Raw genomic sequence first — 1,386 nt, forward strand, 5'->3', positions numbered from 1 at the left:
ACCACACTTTGTAGCCGTTCAGGGTGTCGACCTGCGCCGCGGTGACTCCGGCACCGTCCAGTGCAGGGCTGTCCAGAAGGCGCCGGACCTCGCTGATCCGCGCTTCGACGAAGTCCTGGTCGTAGTCACCGGCGAAGGCACGCAGCAACGACACGCCCTCGAGCCCCAAGGTGTAAGCGAGCGGATGCTGGTAGGCCACCACGCGACCGTAGCGACGACGTGCGGATCGGACTACCCAATTCCCGCACGGCTCAGCCCTGCTCTGGTTTACGCCGACACGTGACTGGCCACCGCACGGTAACGAGCGATGACCGATTCACCGCACAGGCGGAAGCCGTACCGATCGTCGGCCATGCCATCAAGATCACGTGTACCCACATCGGCACGATCGGACGGAACCAGGGCCGGCTCGGCGCAACGCTGCGTAGCGCGCGGCTTGCGGCTCAGATCAGTGCGGGCATCGAACGTTGTAGGGAACGAGCTGCATCTGTATGGGTTACGGAATGCCCCTGCCCCACCCTCACCGTCGTGGATCTGCACTCGGTAGTGTGCCGTGCCCTGTGCGCCGTCACCTGTGTGCTGTGCTGGGCCTGCGTTGTGTGCTGGGGAGTCGAACCCCTGCGCCTGCCCTCGGCGCGCCAGGAGTGAACCGGATTACCCGCCGGCTCTCGGGTTCGTGCACGCCTCCACGTCGGCTACCTGCTCCGCAACCTCTCAGTCCAGCAGGTCAACCTCCCAGTTCGTCCGCTGGATCACGGTGTCGACCTCGCGAAGTTGTCGGGCGAGGTCGTCGGCCTGGCTCCGCAGCTGCGCCACGGGCAGCGCCGGGATCATCTTCAGCTCCGACCGCAACTGCCGAAACCCGCGCTGGCCCTCCCCGGCTGCGGCGTCGGCGGCAGAGGTGACCACGCTGTGACGCAAGCGCAGCACGTCGCGGCGGGCCAGCGCGTCGGTGAGTGTGCCACCCTCAACATGCGTGGCGGCGTTGGTGCGGTTGATCCGCCGGATCAGCGTCTCCAGTTCCCCAAGCACCTCGCCCGCCTCCACCAGAAGTGCCGCGGCGTCTTCGGCAGGCGTCTCACCCTCCTGGTATCGAGCACTGGCGACGATGCGGGCACGGAGTTGTTCGGCGCGACGCGCCGCATCCGCGCGCAGCGCAAGAGCCTCAGCGAGCTTCATGGGCACCAGTATGCCCAGCGAAGATCACTGCCGCCTTCCAATTTCCCGGACCACGGCACGACGGAGCAGCAAGATCGGCGGGGGCTTGACCCCTGATCCTGGACACGGGGTTTATGCGGCCGGGGCGAGCGTAGCTGGCGTCGGGCGGGTGTTCTTCTCGTAGGTGATCGGTGATTGCTGTCGGAGGCGTGAGTGGCGTCGGACGGT

General features: G+C 66.8%; 1 protein-coding gene and 1 pseudogene. Both read right to left on the minus strand.

The genetic code is table 11. The annotated features are described in order from the left end of the window. Window positions 1–199: pseudogene (locus tag KBX50_RS32490) on the minus strand (SAM-dependent methyltransferase); the annotation flags it as partial. A 515-nt stretch (window positions 200–714) separates the two neighbouring features. After that, the gene (locus KBX50_RS32495) at window positions 715–1,179 is read right to left on the minus strand and encodes a DIP1984 family protein (RefSeq protein ID WP_169600112.1); all 465 of its coding nucleotides are present in this window, start codon (window positions 1,177–1,179) and stop codon (window positions 715–717) included. Window positions 1,180–1,386: the final 207 nt, after the last annotated feature.

This window comes from Micromonospora sp. C51 (genome assembly GCF_018070435.1).
In the GTDB taxonomy this organism is placed as follows: Bacteria; Actinomycetota; Actinomycetes; order Mycobacteriales; family Micromonosporaceae; genus Micromonospora; species Micromonospora sediminimaris.

Excerpts from the sequence above, each read along its gene's own strand:
- KBX50_RS32495 (WP_169600112.1), bottom strand. The coding sequence starts at position 1,179 with ATGAAGCTCGCTGAGGCTCTTGCGCTGCGCGCGGATGCGGCGCGTCGC.